The 14,678-nt window shown below is 44.7% G+C and carries 8 protein-coding genes; 2 read left to right on the top strand and 6 right to left on the bottom strand.

Annotated elements, in window-relative coordinates; translation table 11 throughout:
* The first annotated feature begins 65 nt into the window (after window positions 1–65).
* Window positions 66–3,953 carry a phosphoribosylformylglycinamidine synthase gene (gene purL / locus M5X66_RS11450; RefSeq protein ID WP_154600232.1) on the top strand — a complete coding sequence of 1,296 codons (3,888 nt, stop codon included), beginning with the start codon at window positions 66–68 and terminating at the stop codon, window positions 3,951–3,953.
* A 140-nt stretch (window positions 3,954–4,093) separates the two neighbouring features.
* Here purL and fbpC read toward each other — a convergent pair whose 3' ends face one another.
* The 6 genes from fbpC to M5X66_RS11420 all read right to left on the bottom strand — a co-directional run bounded on the left by fbpC (window position 4,094) and on the right by M5X66_RS11420 (window position 12,197).
* Window positions 4,094–5,134 (bottom strand): ferric ABC transporter ATP-binding protein, encoded by a 1,041-nt coding sequence (gene fbpC / locus M5X66_RS11445; RefSeq protein ID WP_108478530.1) that lies wholly within the window; start codon window positions 5,132–5,134, stop codon window positions 4,094–4,096.
* 16 nt (window positions 5,135–5,150) lie between these two features.
* Entirely contained in the window at window positions 5,151–7,229 is a 2,079-nt protein-coding gene (locus tag M5X66_RS11440) for an ABC transporter permease (RefSeq protein ID WP_154600231.1), read from the bottom strand.
* Window positions 7,230–7,489: 260 nt separating this feature from the next.
* Window positions 7,490–8,521, bottom strand: a complete 1,032-nt coding sequence (locus M5X66_RS11435) for an ABC transporter substrate-binding protein (protein ID WP_036949455.1) — start codon at window positions 8,519–8,521, stop codon at window positions 7,490–7,492.
* A gap of 27 nt (window positions 8,522–8,548) precedes the next feature.
* Complete coding sequence (gene uhpC / locus M5X66_RS11430) at window positions 8,549–9,874, bottom strand: MFS transporter family glucose-6-phosphate receptor UhpC (protein WP_036949457.1); 1,326 nt, start codon at window positions 9,872–9,874, stop codon at window positions 8,549–8,551.
* Window positions 9,875–9,980: 106 nt separating this feature from the next.
* Window positions 9,981–11,507: an MASE1 domain-containing sensor histidine kinase gene (locus M5X66_RS11425; RefSeq protein WP_036949459.1), complete on the bottom strand. Its 1,527-nt coding sequence runs from the start codon at window positions 11,505–11,507 to the stop codon at window positions 9,981–9,983.
* 63 nt (window positions 11,508–11,570) lie between these two features.
* Complete coding sequence (locus tag M5X66_RS11420) at window positions 11,571–12,197, bottom strand: response regulator transcription factor (protein ID WP_036949460.1); 627 nt, start codon at window positions 12,195–12,197, stop codon at window positions 11,571–11,573.
* Window positions 12,198–13,236: 1,039 nt separating this feature from the next.
* On the opposite strand from M5X66_RS11420, the gene M5X66_RS11415 reads away from it, so the two are divergent.
* Window positions 13,237–14,676, top strand: a complete 1,440-nt coding sequence (locus tag M5X66_RS11415) for a sensor histidine kinase (protein ID WP_036949462.1) — start codon at window positions 13,237–13,239, stop codon at window positions 14,674–14,676.
* Window positions 14,677–14,678: the final 2 nt, after the last annotated feature.

The raw sequence follows: 14,678 nt of genomic DNA, 5'->3' as shown, positions 1-14,678 counted from the left end.
TAATGGACTCCGGTTTCCCTGCTTTCGTGATCAGGGCTGGCGTTTAAAAGAGAGAATTTAAGACTATGGAAATTTTGCGTGGCTCACCGGCACTATCAGCATTTCGTATTACCCGCCTTTTGGCGCTGTTTGCTGAAAAACAGCTCCCAGTAACGGATATCTATGCTGAATATATGCATTTTGCTGAGCTATCAGCCCCATTAAGTGGCAGTGAGCAAGGTAAACTGAGTAGTTTATTAAAATATGGTCCTTCTCTGGCAGAGCATGAGCCATTTGGAAAACTGATTTTAGTCACCCCACGCCCAGGAACTATCTCTCCTTGGTCTTCTAAAGCAACGGATATCGCACATAACTGTGGCCTAACACAGGTTAAACGTATTGAACGCGGCGTTGCCTACTATATTCAAGCCGATTCACTGACAAGCGAGCAGTGGGATTTGGTTATCAGCCTGTTACATGACCGAATGATGGAAACGGTCTTTGCCTCTTTTGAACAAGCTGAGGCACTATTTATTCAGCAACAGCCTGCCCCAATGAAAGTGATTGATATCATCGCTGGCGGACGCCAAGCACTAGACACAGCTAACAAAGAGATGGGCTTAGCGTTAGCTGACGATGAAATTGATTATCTATTAGAGGCATTCACAGGGTTAAAACGTAACCCAACGGATGTTGAGCTATATATGTTTGCGCAAGCAAACTCAGAACATTGCCGCCATAAAATTTTCAATGCGGATTGGATTATTGACGGGGAAACACAGCCAAAATCCCTGTTTAAAATGATCAAAAACACCTTTGAAAAAACGCCAGATCACGTCTTGTCTGCTTATAAAGATAATGCGGCAGTAATGGAAGGTTCCTCAGTAGGTCGTTTCTTCCCTGAGCCAGATGGACGTACTTATCGTTATCATCAAGAAGATGCACATATTTTGATGAAAGTGGAAACCCACAACCACCCAACGGCAATCTCTCCATGGCCGGGGGCTGCAACTGGTTCTGGTGGTGAAATTCGTGATGAAGGCGCAACAGGTCGCGGTGCAAAACCAAAAGCAGGTTTAGTGGGCTTCTCCGTTTCAAACTTACGTATTCCGGGTTTTGAACAACCTTGGGAAGAAGATTTCGGCAAGCCTGAACGTATTGTGACTGCACTCGATATTATGACGGAAGGTCCTTTAGGCGGGGCGGCATTTAACAACGAATTTGGGCGTCCCGCATTATTAGGTTATTTCCGTACCTATGAAGAGAAAGTGAATAGCCACAATGGTGAAGAATTACGTGGTTACCATAAGCCAATTATGTTAGCGGGTGGTATTGGTAACATCCGTGCGGATCACGTTCAAAAAGGTGAAATTACCGTTGGCGCTAAGCTCATCGTTTTGGGTGGCCCTTCGATGAATATCGGTCTAGGAGGCGGAGCTGCATCATCCATGACATCCGGTCAATCTGCGGCGGATCTTGATTTTGCTTCTGTTCAACGTGATAACGCCGAAATGGAGCGTCGTTGCCAAGAAGTGATCGACAAATGCTGGCAGCTAGGTGATAAAAACCCAATTCTGTTTATCCATGATGTTGGTGCGGGGGGATTATCCAACGCAATGCCTGAACTGGTGAGCGATGGCGGTCGTGGTGGTCGTTTTGAACTGCGTAAAATTCTTAATGATGAACCAGGAATGAGCCCACTGGAAGTGTGGTGTAACGAATCCCAAGAGCGCTATGTGATGGCGGTTGCTCCAGAACAACTGGCATTATTCACTGAAATTTGTCAGCGTGAACGCGCGCCGTTTGCTGTGATCGGTGAAGCAACGGAAGAGCGTCATTTAACCCTTAATGATGAGCATTTTGATAACCAACCAATTGACATGCCACTGGATGTATTGTTGGGCAAAACGCCGAAAATGTTGCGTGATGTGACAACACTGAAAGCCGAGCCTGAATCGCTGGATAGAACCGCCATCGATTTAACTGAAGCTGTTAAGCGTGTTCTGCATTTACCGGCTGTGGCAGAAAAAACCTTCTTAATCACTATTGGTGACCGCACTGTGACGGGAATGGTTGCTCGTGACCAAATGGTTGGTCCATGGCAAATCCCAGTCGCTGACTGCGCGGTGACAACCGCAAGTTTGGATAGCTATTATGGTGAATCAATGTCTATTGGCGAAAGAACGCCTGTGGCATTATTGGATTTTGCCGCTTCTGCGCGTATGGCAGTGGGTGAAGCACTAACCAACTTAGCATGCTCTTATGTACAAGACCTTAAGCGCGTGAAGCTATCTGCTAACTGGATGTCTGCGGCGGGTCACCCAGGGGAAGACGCAGGTCTGTACGAAGCAGTTAAAGCAGTCGGTGAAGAATTGTGTCCGGCATTAGGTCTGACAATCCCAGTGGGTAAAGACTCAATGTCAATGAAGACTCGCTGGCAGCAAAATGGTGAAGAGCGTGAAATGACGTCGCCATTATCGTTGATTATTAGTGCATTTGGTCGTGTTGAAGATGTTCGTTTAACGGTGACGCCAGAGCTGAAAACTACGGTAGATAACGGCTTGTTATTAATCGACCTTGGTCAAGGTCACAATGCGCTTGGTGGCTCTGCATTGGCGCAAGTTTACCGTCAATTAGGTAATAAAGCGCCAGATGTTCGTGACCCAGCGCTGTTGTTAGGCTTCTTTAATACCATCCAAAAACTGTTATCTGAGCAAAAACTACTGGCTTACCATGACCGTTCTGATGGCGGGCTGTTTGTCACGTTAGTGGAAATGGCATTTGCGGGTCATTGCGGTATTAACGTGGATATCAGTTCATTTGATGAAGACACCTTAGCGGCACTGTTTAATGAAGAGCTGGGCGCAGTGATCCAAATCCAAGGCGCCGATCGCCAATATGTAGAGCAGTGTTTTGCCGATGCTGGCTTGGCAGGCTGTGTTCACTATCTTGGTTCTGCAACTCATGACGATGCGGTGATTATTAATAGCCGTGATACTGTCGTTTACAATGGTTCTCGTAGTGCTCTACGTGAGTGCTGGGCTGAAACTACATGGCAGATGCAGCGCTTACGTGATAACGAAGAGTGCGCAGATCAAGAGCATGACGCGAAGAAAGACAATCAAGACCCAGGTCTGAATGTGAAGCTGACTTACGATATCGCAGAGGATATTGCTGCTCCGTATATCGCATCGGGTGTTCGTCCTAAAGTGGCAGTGCTGCGCGAGCAAGGGGTTAACTCCCACGTTGAAATGGCAGCGGCATGGGATCGTGCAGGCTTTGATGCTATCGACGTCCACATGAGTGATTTACTGGCGGGCAACTTGTCTCTGGAGCAGTTCCAAGCACTAGTGGCATGCGGTGGTTTCTCATACGGTGACGTATTAGGCGCTGGTGAAGGTTGGGCGAAGTCCATTCTGTTCAATAACCGTGTTCGTGATGAGTTTGCTACCTTCTTCAATCGTCCAGACACCTTATCATTAGGTGTATGTAATGGTTGCCAGATGATGTCTAACTTGCATGACTTGATCCCTGGCGCTGAATATTGGCCACGTTTTGTACGTAACCGTTCAGAGCGTTTTGAAGCACGCTTCAGCTTAGTTGAAATTGCAAATAGCCCATCATTACTGCTGCAAGATATGGCGGGATCACGTATGCCGATTGCGGTTTCTCACGGTGAAGGCCAAGTAGAAACTCGTGCGCCAACTCATTTAACGCAGTTAGAAAATAACGCGCTGGTGGCAATGCGTTTTGTGAACAATTACGGTCAAGTGACTGAGCAATACCCAGCGAACCCGAATGGTTCTGTGAATGGGATTACGGCAGTGACATCAACGGATGGTCGCGCGACGATTATGATGCCGCACCCTGAGCGTGTCTTCCGTACGGTAAGCAACTCTTGGCACCCAGAAAACTGGGGTGAAGATAGCCCATGGATGCGCATTTTCCGTAATGCACGTAAGCAATTAGGCTGAGATTAAAACGTCTGTTTTAATTTAGCGCTAAAAACTAAACACCCTATAGATCTCCTGATTTATAGGGTGTTTTTTTTATCTGTTATCCATAAAAAAAACCGCCCAATCGGGCGGTTAAGATGCATCTAAAACAGAGAATATTATTCTAAAATAAACATCCCGTATGGGTGGATTTGCAGGTAAAGATCTTCACCCACAGACGGTTGCAATTGAGTCGCATTGATCTGTAATAGCATTGATTGGCCGTGCCAATCTACCGTGACCTCATATTGCGGTCCCATATAAGCCACATGAGTGATGGTACAGCGTTGGCTATCTTCGCCTTGTTTACTTAATGTGATGGCTTCAGGGCGAACACCGACAGTGACTTGAGTTTTATCTGTTGAAAACAGCGCAGGGCGCGGTAAACGGTAATTAAAGATATCCACGGAATCGCTGCTGAGTGTAGCAGGGAAAATGTTCGCATCACCCATAAAGCTCGCCATAAACTTGGAAGCAGGTTGGCGGTACAGTTCTTGAGGTGAACCTAACTGCATGATTTTACCTTTGTTCATTACCAGAACCATATCCGAAACCGCAAAAGCTTCGCTCTGGTCGTGGGTCACGTACAGTGAGGTAATATTAAATTGCTGTTGCAGTTCACGGATTTTTTCACGCATGCTACGGCGTAAGTTAGCATCCAAGTTACTTAATGGCTCATCAAATAACAGTACCTTTGGTTTTAAAATCAAGGCACGTGCTAGTGCAACACGCTGCTGCTGTCCACCGGAAATTTGGTCAACGAAACGGTCTGCAAAGCCCGCTAAGTCCACCAGTTCCAGCGCTTCTTCTACACGTTTTTTTATTTCAGCCTTTGGCAAGCCAAGCATTTTCAATCCATATCCCACGTTATCCCCTAACGACATATGCGGGAAGAGGGCATAGGATTGGAATACCATACAAATATCGCGCTGTTGAATAGAGCGGTCGGTGACATCTTCGCCATCGATAAACATACGCCCTTCAGTAGGTTTTTCTAAACCAGCGACTAAGCGCAGTACGGTGGTTTTACCGCAGCCAGATGGCCCTAATAGGGTGACCATACTCCCTTGTGGGATGGAAAGGCTTAAATCGTCAATGACCGTATTGTCGCCAAAGCGCTTAGTTATATTTTTTAATTCAACGAAACTTTTCTGTGTCATGTCAGTGACTCCATGATTACTGTGCATTTTTGGCTTTGGAACGTGAAACACGGGCTTCGCCAATTAAATAGTCAAATAAGAAGATAATCGCGAGCATGACCACGATCAGAATAGAACCGTAAGCAATCGCCACACCGTATTCACCATCTTCAACACGGTTCAAGATATACGCTGTCGCAACGCGGGTGTCTGGTGTTACCAAGAATACAATGGCGCTTACGGTGGTGATCGCACGGACAAAGCTGTAGATCAGCGCAGATAAAATCGCAGGGCGTAATAATGGCAGCAGGATATGGAAAATTGTCCGCATTGAACCTGCACGTAAGCTGAGGGAAGCCTCATCTAACGATTTGTCAATTTGCCCCAATCCTGCGATACCCGCACGAATACCGACTGGTACGTTACGCATGGTCATGGAGATAATCACAATCGCTGCAGTACCCGTTAAATAGAACGGTGTATCGTTAAAGGCGAGGATGTAAGAAACCCCAGCCACAGTACCCGGTACGGCAAAGCACAACATGGTGGAAAATTCGATGGTTTTCTTTCCACGGAAATCTTGGCGAACCACTATATACGCGATAAGCAGACCTAAAATCGCGGTGATTGGCGCAGCGATACCCGCATATAACAGGGTGTCTAACAGTGACGGCCATGCACCATCATCAAAACCTTGACCAAACAGTTTGATAAAGTTGTCCAGTGTTAAGGTGTAGTCCACACCCCAGTTCACCGTGAAGCTTCCGTAGAAGATGCTGCCGTACAGTAAGACGTTAAACGCGACCCAAATACCGAGAATTGTTGTCACCGTTGCAACAAGAGAAACTGGCAGCGGTTGAACATCGCCACGGTATGACTTACCGGAAACGGTGACGTAGGAACGTTTACCAATCCACATGTATTGCACACAGAAAACCAGCAATGAGAAGACAAGTAAGGAAGCGCCTAACGTACTGGCCGCTTGGTAATCAAGCTGGGAACCGGTGATATAGAAATAGATTTGTGTCGCCAGAACGTCGAAGTTACCCCCTAATACTAATGGGTTACTGAAGTCGGCAAGGGATTGTACAATCACGATTAAAAAGGCGTTCGCCAGTGCCGGTTTCAACAGTGGCATAAACACGTTGAAGAATGTCTGGTAGCGGTTAGCGCGCAAGGTGTATGACGCTTCTTCCAGTGATGGATGGATAGTTTTAATCGCACCATCAAGGATCATAAAGGACATCGGGGTGAACGCGAGAACTTGTGCTAACCAAATACCGGTAAAGCCGTATAACCAGTTAGTATTTTCTAGCCCCATATAGGTAGCTAAAAACTCAGTAATATAGCCTGAGCGACCCATCATTAAGGTGACGCCTAAACCGACAACAAACGGCGGGGTCACAATCGGTAAAATCGAGAATACGCGACCAATAATAGCGGAGCGCTTAGCAATTCGAGTAGTGTAAATCGCCAGGATTAAACCAAAGAAGGTACACCCAACACCGACTGCTAGTGAGAGGAATATGGAGTTGATGATGACCTGAACAATATGCGACTGGGTTAAAATAGCCACAAATGCAAATGGTGCAAAATCTCCGTTCCCGTCAGTAAACATTGGAATAAAAATTGCCACACTGGGAAAGATGATAAATAGTGTAATCAGTGCGACGACGGTGATAAGGGAGCCAATAACAAATTGGTCGCCACCCAGCCACTCTAAACGAGTCAAGGCGTGGGTCATTATCATACCAAGGGCGATAAATAAGGTGATGGCGGAATAGCCTAATCCCTTACCCTCTAAATAAGCAGTAATAATCACGAGAATTGCCGTGATGGCGGCAACCGCGATATCAAGATAGTGACGGGTTTTTTGATTACGATCGGCTGGCGTGATTGGTCTTAACAGTAAAATAGAAGGCAATAAATACCATAGCCAACTAATATTGACACTGCTCCAGCCATAGGCAGCTAAGATCTCATCTTGCGTTGAGTCGAATAAGCCGTAGTCGAGGCTCCATGAGGGTAGCAGAGCGAAGCCCAGCCAAGCTATCAGAATCCAAAGGAAGATACTGTCCTTTTTCTTCGAGGCTGTTAGGGTTAAGGTCTGAGGCATTGTTTTTCCCCTAAGTTTATTATTATTGAGTTAATTAACCATTGGTTTAATCTTATGATTTATAACGAAAATAATTTTAAACTTAATTAATATTATCGTTCTAATGAGTGAGCCAGGCTGGAGCCGTCTGCGTAGCGCAGACACTCTTTTATTTGGCATCATTTTTTATAGTAAGTAGCTAATACACTAAATCGCGAAGTTCGCGAGTCATACGTGAGTCAATCAGGTAAAGTGCGGCGACAGGCGCCGCACCCAACATCTTATTTACTCATTTTAACTTCAGTAACCCACTTGTTGATCAGATTCTTACGGACTTCAGCGTCACCGTATTTATCCATATCGTAGTTGATTAAGTTTAAGTCTTTGAGTTTCAGAGACAGTGGAGAAGACTCTGCGGTGGTGTTGGTCAGGATTTGGTAAGACTGACCTTGTTTCCAGCTCAGCTCTTGGGCTTCTTTAGACAGAACGAAATCCACGAATAGTTTTGCGTTGTCCATGTTACGTGCGTTTTTCAGAATACTGATCCCGCCGATTTCATAGCCTGTCCCTTCACATGGCGCGATTAACTCCAATGGTGCACCATTTTCAACTTCCAAAGAGTAGTCATGCAGGAAGCCGATACCGATAGCAGATTCGCCGCGAGCCGCGTTACGTGCTGGGGCAATACCTGATTTGGTGTATTGGGAGATGTTAGAGTTCAGTTTTTTCAGGTAATCAAAAGCTTGCTCGTTACCCCAAAGTTGGTCAAAGGTTGCCAACGCAGTGTAAGCAGTGCCTGAACTTTGTGGATCTGCGATTTGAATTTCGCCTTTATATTCAGGCTTAGTCAGATCTTTCCAGCAAGTAGGAATTGGTAATCCTTTCTCTTTTAAACGATCTTTATTCACACCAAAACCTAAGATACCGATATAAACCGCAGAAGAGTAGTTACCTTTGCGTTTAGCTGGATCTTGGAATTGCGGCATGATTTGAGACAGGTTAGGGGATTTGTACGGCTCTAGCAGATCCATTTCACCGGCTTGTGAATGTGGATCTAAGGTTCCGCCATACCAAACGTCTGCTTGTGGGTTACGTTTTTCAGCTTCGATTTTTGCTAAAGTACTGCCTGAACCGTTGCGAACGAACGTGGTTTTAACGTCGTATTTCTTGGCGAATGCTTGCGTTTCCGCTTCACACATCGCGTTGGTGGCACTACAGTAAACCACTAAACGGCCAGCTGCGTTTGCAGTGGTCGTAATAGCGGCAAGGGATAAACCTGCTGCAACAAGTGTAGAGAGAGTCTTAAGTTTCATTGTCAGTCCTTTATTCACGTTTTCGGATTAACTATTATTATGTGTCGGTGAAACTGCACCGGCTAAATGCTCTCTTTTACTGACATTGGCAATTAAAAGAGGCATCAGTAGTAGCCCCATCAAAGCAGCTGCACTGGCGAGTAAGGTAAACATCCCTGACCAACCATAATTGGCAATCACTTGAGAGAGCGGCCATCCTGCGATTGCAGCCCCTAGATAAGCGTACAATCCAAGATAACCCGTTACCGTTCCAGCTGCCTTTTTATGACAATATTCTGTAGCAGCTAGACCGACTAACATCTGTGGTCCAAATACAAAGAAACCGTTGGCTAAGAAGCATGCAGCTAATAGCCCGTAGTGATGAATTGGAATTAACCATAGGGCATTCACAGAAACGAATAGACCTAAGGAAAACAGCAAAATCATCGGTGCGCGTTGTCCTCGAAACAGGAGGTCGGAACCCCAACCTGCGCACAATGCACCTAATAAGCCACCTAATTCAAACAGCGCTAACGTGGCATTAGCGCTTAATAAATTGCTTCCGTGTGTTTCGGTTAGCCATAAATTTCCCCAATCGTTTATCCCAATACGGATGAGATAAACCAAAATGTAGGTGAAACCGAGCAGCCAAATCATTGGGTTAAACACAATAGTTTGTTTTAAAATCACCCACATGGATTGCGGGGGAGAAAGCTGCTCTTGGCGTAACTCTAATGCATCATGTCGCCACTGCCCCACGGTGGGTAAATGTTCTTCTTTGGGCGTACCCCGAAGCTGGCGACATAGCCATAATCCTAAAATAACCCCAATAATTCCCGGAACGATCAGCGCTATTTGCCAACTGTAATGGGTCGCCAACAGCGCCGTTAACAGCGGTAGCGCCATTCCCCCGAGATTGATGGAGATATTCCACAGTCCCCACCAAAAGCCCCGCTCGTTCCGTGAGTACCAATGAGTGAGAATACGCGCACAGGGCGGCCAACCCCAGCCTTGGAAAAATCCGTTTAACGTCCAAACGATTAACAGTGCAGGGAACGATAAACAGTAGGCAAAAATGATATTGAGGATCCCTGTCATCACGAGGCCAACACCCATAAACCAACGGTAGCCTGTAATGTCATGGAAAATGCCGGATATAAACTTGGATAGACCATACGCAAGGTAAAATGCTGAGGCGATCCAACCAATATCACTTTTGTCTAAAAACAGTTCTGCCTGCATAACGGGCATCACAAAATTAAAGCTTTTACGGGTAAGGTAAAAAGCGGCATAACCGATGATCATGGAAAACATCAGGCGGCGACGCCAGAAACGGTAATTGTTATCCAGATCCAGTTTGCTTGTACCCGTCATGATTGTGTTTCTCCCGTTTGGCAGAATGTAATGAAGTTTTTAAATAAAAGGATGAGATAAGGTATTAGGAGGCTAAGAATTATTCCTAGTTTTTCACTATTTCATTTCAAAATGTGGGCAAGTTAACAATTATTTTGGTACCACTTTGGGTTGTTAGCGTCCAGTCGCCACCTAAGGCTCTGACTCGCTCCTCAATTCCACGCAAACCAAAGCCTGATGTGCGTTTGCTAAAAGGAATGCCCACACCATTATCATCAACAATTAGCTGTATCGAGTCACCTTGTTGATTTAGCGAGATGTGGATTTTTGTGGCTTTGGCGTGCTTACTGATATTGTTCAGTAGCTCTTGAACCAAACGGTAAAGGGTGAATAACACCGTTTCATTGGCTGGAGTTTCAGTTAATCCGTAATGAAAGTCACATTGAATATTATTTTCCTTGAAAGCAAATTCACCGATTAAATGGGTGAGTGCGTTTTCGAGGGACATTTCATCGAGCACGGGCGGACGTAATTGGCGCAATAGATGGCGGGTGGCTTGGTGGATCTGTAGTGCCAATTCGTTGATTTGGCTAGCGGCGTTATAGCTTAAATCGTTAGCCGCGGTTTTCTTCACCAGCATCGATTGGATTTGGATCGCGGTAATATTTTGTCCAATCTCATCATGAAGTTCACGGGCGATATCTTTCTTCACATCTTCTTCGGTGTGCACTAATTGGCGCATTAAGTCTCGGCGGGCGTGAAGCTCTTCTTCTAATCGCTGGCGGTAGCGTTGTAAGTTACTTGAGAGTTGCTTTTGGCGGCTGATAGCGATACCTAATCCAATACCAATCAGGGCTTGAGAGCTTAAAAAGAGCTGTAGCTCTTGGAGATCATCAAAGGCACCTTGGAACTGTCTTGCGAAGGTGATGATTAAGCTTCCTAGTAATGCGGATAACACGCCGCCTTGCCAGCCATAACGGTATGCCATGAAGATGTTGGGAATAAAAACTAATAAAACAATCAGTTGCTCAATTTCTGGGGCAAAGAAAATTTGGGCACTTAAGCCGACGAGGCAGAAGAGAAAACACCAAATAATCAATGAAGTACGTAATTGCTTATCTGTGGTTCCGTAGTCGAGCAGCATATGATAGTGCTGTTCGTGTAAGTATTCATAGATAAGATAAACAAAGGGGGAGAGGAGTATTCCGCCCGTAAATGTCGTTAAGAATAATTGGCTAATGGAATATTGAGATAACAGCCCAAACAGCAAGGCATTGAGTATGCTGTTGGCGGCGACGCCTGCCAATAACAAAATAAGTCGTTGCCAATAAAGTGTATATCGCCACCAAATATTTTGGATAACCATCGCAACCAGCAGGCTCAATATTGGGGATAACAGCAAAATAGGTTGAGTGAGTAATTGTTCTTGCGCAAGCCAGTAAGTCAGCAGGCCTTCAGCGAGTAAAACAGTTGGCCAGTAGCGTCGCCATAATAAGATCATCAAGGTGAGGCGTAAGGCTTGTGGTAGAAATAGGGTGGCTTGGAAGCTATTTTGGCTAAGGTAAAAGCCGATGATCCATAATCCCACCCAAATCAGTGAGTAGGTAAATAATAGGAATAGAGACTGTAATCCTAAACGAGCCGCTTTGTTCATTACTATTTACCTTGTGAGCGCGTTACCTTGCAGGAACGTTACCTTACTGGAAAGAAAGCCTGTTTATCGAGAAATGATGTTGTGTTCTAAGGCGTAGTGCACTAAATCAATGGTGTTTTCGCATTGCAATTTCCCGAGAACATTCGCGCGATGTACATGCACTGTTTTATGGCTGAGGTTTAATTGTTCCGCAATGACTTTCACACTGAGACCTGCGACCAGTAAATCAAAGACTTCGCGCTCACGGTTAGTCAGCTCTTGAACGCCTTGTTTTTGCTGCGGCGTTTGGCGTAAGGCTCGCATTGCATCAGCACACAGGTAGCATCCACCTTGGTAAACAGAACGTACCGCCTGGACTAATTCTTCAGGTCCGCAGCATTTGGTGAGATAGGCGCTGGCGCCTGCATCGAGCGCACTTTGTACGAAAGCAGGGGTGTCATAGATGCTTAAAATAATAGTACGAAAGTCGGGCTTCTTTTTACGTAAACGGGTTAGCAGTTGTAAACCGCTCTCATCTGGCATTGAAATATCCATAATTGCCACGTCAATATCGAGGCTAATTAGGTGTGGCCATGCTTCTTGCGCACTCGCATATTGCCCCACAATACTAATGTCAGGTTCTAACGTTAGTAATTGAGCAAAACCGGAGCGAACAACAATATGGTCATCAATAAGGGCTATTTTTATCATTGTAGTTTTGAAACGATAGTGTCAAGAGTAAGTAGGAGACCATTTGCCAGTCTTATATCAATATAGGGATGGATAAGCTAGCGGAATAACATAAAATTCTGACGTACATCAGAAATGAAACGCGCAGGATCATAGCGATAATAAATAGGATGGCAATATTTTATTTGGGCTCCAAGAATCGATATATACCGTCCATTCAACGCTAAATAGATAGGTTTAAAGAGAATATAAATAATAGAAGATAGGTAAATTTTCTGGAGTGTCTACTATTCGCGACAAATAGGGTTTGCTAGTGTCTCCAAAAGGAGACATTTATCTTATTGATAAACAAGTGATTTAAAAATGATGGAATTCACTGTCTTAAATTGGAGACAGATTCATGGTGAGTTAGTGGTATTTTTCATCACTCATAACAATTCAAAAATGATATGAACAAGTAAGAAAATAAATTTATATGAAAATCAGTTAGATAAAAATTTCATTGAAAAGTTGGCACGGGTTGTGCATAATATCCATCAGTTGCTCATTCAATTGCTTATGTAGGTCCAAGCTTGGGGAAACCCAGCAAATGGGAACATACCACATAAAACCCGAATGATGCCAAAGTAAGGTGCCTACCGTCCAAATCATCGATATTCGCTTTCGAGCTTTATCAAACACAGGGCGACACGTGGAGTGAGGCACCACCTATATGATTATCTTTAATGAAAGACATAGTCATATGAAAAAAATCGACATTCAAGCGTAATGCCGAGTATCGCTGGCGGAGGTGAGAAGCAATTCTTCCCTCCGCCTTCCCATTTCTGGGGCATCAATATTCCTTTCTATCAAGTTTATTCTTTCTATCGAATTAATCCTTCCATTCAATCATAGTATTATATTTAATCTATTTATCTGAAATCATTCACGTTTAGCTCACTTTCTTGGCATGTTCATTGCTATCTATCTGTCTATTGGTTTATCTATCATCAATGTAAACAGCACTTTTCGCATTAACGGGAGTTCTGCTACCATTGAATTACATATAAATAGGTAAGAGATGAATGCGTTGAGTAAATTGCGCCTTTTTCCGCGCTCATTGCGGCAGCTAGTGGTCATGGCTTTTTGGTTAGTCCTTTTGCCATTACTGGTACTGGCTTATCAGGCTTATCAAAGTCTAGAACAATTGAGCAACCAAGCGGCAGATATCAATAAAACTACGCTGCTTGATGCTCGGCGCAGTGAAGCGATGAGTAGCCTCGCACTGGAAATGGAGCGCAGTTATCGCCAGTATTGTGTATTGCAAGACAAAGCCTTACAGACGCAGTATCAAAAGCAGTTTGCTGATTATGAACAGATGCTGGAACGTCAAAAAACTATTTTGCCAGAGACTCCTGAAGTGCTGGGGCTTTTTACTGGGCTGCAAAAGCTAAAAGCGATTAGTTGTGAAAATAATGAGCCGATGGAAGCCACGACCAAAGTGTTAGAGCAATTCTCCGCGCAAAATACGGCTGTCGTTCAGCAAACTCGAGAGGTGATTTTTAGCCGCGGTGAACAGCTTCAAAAAGCCATTGCCAATAAAGGACAATTATTTGGTTGGCAAACACTGATCCTCTTCTTGCTGAGCGCGCTGTTGGTGACCTTATTTACTCGTATGATTATCGGTCCGGTTAAAATCATTGAGCGTATGATTAACCGTTTAGGGACGGGGCTGACTCTGGAAAATGATACTGATCGCTTTAAAGGCCCGAGAGAGCTGAGGATCATTGCTCAGCGAATTATATGGTTAAGTGAGCGGTTGGCTTGGTTAGAATCCCAGCGCCATGAGTTTTTACGTCATATTTCCCATGAGTTGAAAACGCCATTAGCCAGTATGCGAGAAGGAACGGAATTATTGGCAGATGAGGTTGCAGGCCCGTTAACTAGCTCGCAAAAAGAGGTGGTTGATATTCTTGATCAGAGTAGTAAGCATCTTCAGCAACTTATTGAACAGCTTCTTGACTATAATCGGAAATTAGTCGATGAGCCGCCCGTTGCCCAGCAAGTCGATTTGAAAAAGCTTATTGAAGATATTGTTAATGCACATAATTTACCCGCAAGAGCGAAAGATATTACCACTGATATTCGCTTAAAAGTGGACAGTTGCCTTGCAGAACCGACCTTACTCGGAAGGGTTATTGATAATATCTACTCCAATGCGGTGCACTATGGTGGCGAATCAGGTAATATTTGGATCTCAAGTCGCAGAACAGGGAATAAATTACTCATTGAGGTTGCCAATACGGGCACGCCTATCCCTGAGTCTGAGCAAAATATGATTTTTGAACCTTTCTATCAAGGCAGCCTCCAAAGAAAAGGCGCCGTCAAAGGAAGTGGGTTAGGGCTTAGCATCGCGCAAGATTGTATTAAGCAGATGGGTGGTGAATTATCATTAGTGCCACATAAATCAGCGGATGTTTGCTTCCGAATTGAACTGCCTTTAACCGCAGAGAACGAATAATA

The organism is Providencia sp. PROV188 (assembly GCF_027595165.1).
Classification (GTDB): Bacteria; Pseudomonadota; Gammaproteobacteria; order Enterobacterales; family Enterobacteriaceae; genus Providencia; species Providencia lanzhouensis.
This window is presented reverse-complemented; position numbering and strand designations above follow the sequence as displayed.

Bases quoted from the DNA above. Each gene is read 5' to 3' on its own strand.
- purL (WP_154600232.1), top strand. From the start codon at position 66: ATGGAAATTTTGCGTGGCTCACCGGCACTATCAGCATTTCGTATTACC.
- fbpC (WP_108478530.1), bottom strand. From the start codon at position 5,134: ATGACACAGAAAAGTTTCGTTGAATTAAAAAATATAACTAAGCGCTTT.
- M5X66_RS11440 (WP_154600231.1), bottom strand. From the start codon at position 7,229: ATGCCTCAGACCTTAACCCTAACAGCCTCGAAGAAAAAGGACAGTATC.
- M5X66_RS11435 (WP_036949455.1), bottom strand. From the start codon at position 8,521: ATGAAACTTAAGACTCTCTCTACACTTGTTGCAGCAGGTTTATCCCTT.
- uhpC (WP_036949457.1), bottom strand. From the start codon at position 9,874: ATGACGGGTACAAGCAAACTGGATCTGGATAACAATTACCGTTTCTGG.
- M5X66_RS11425 (WP_036949459.1), bottom strand. From the start codon at position 11,507: ATGAACAAAGCGGCTCGTTTAGGATTACAGTCTCTATTCCTATTATTT.
- M5X66_RS11420 (WP_036949460.1), bottom strand. From the start codon at position 12,197: ATGATAAAAATAGCCCTTATTGATGACCATATTGTTGTTCGCTCCGGT.
- M5X66_RS11415 (WP_036949462.1), top strand. From the start codon at position 13,237: ATGAATGCGTTGAGTAAATTGCGCCTTTTTCCGCGCTCATTGCGGCAG.